Source organism: Cupriavidus sp. SIMBA_020 (genome assembly GCF_046535395.1).
In the GTDB taxonomy this organism is placed as follows: domain Bacteria; phylum Pseudomonadota; class Gammaproteobacteria; order Burkholderiales; family Burkholderiaceae; genus Cupriavidus; species Cupriavidus campinensis.
Genome location: NZ_JAWRWU010001852.1, coordinates 1 through 229, shown reverse-complemented (window position 1 = coordinate 229; position 229 = coordinate 1). Strand labels below are relative to the sequence as shown.

1 protein-coding gene is annotated in these 229 nt (G+C 68.1%); it reads left to right on the top strand.

All coding sequences use genetic code 11. From position 1 onward, the window contains the following. Positions 1 to 229 (top strand): protease pro-enzyme activation domain-containing protein (locus tag SB751_RS36005; protein WP_410749727.1); only part of this gene is annotated, 229 nt, incomplete at both ends.

Sequence of the window (229 nt, the reverse complement as noted above, 5' to 3'; positions counted from 1 at the left end):
GACCTGCATACGCCCGGCTCGCCGCACTACAAGCAGTTCCTCACGCCGGCGCAGTTCGCCGCGCAGTACGCGCCGACCGACCAGCAAGTCGCCTCCGTCGTTGCGCACCTGCGCAAGGCCGGCTTCGTCAACGTCGTGGTCGCGCCGAACCGCCTGCTCGTGTCCGCATCCGGCACCGCGGCAACGATCAAGTCGGCCTTCTGCACGACGCTCAAGCGCTTCACGCACA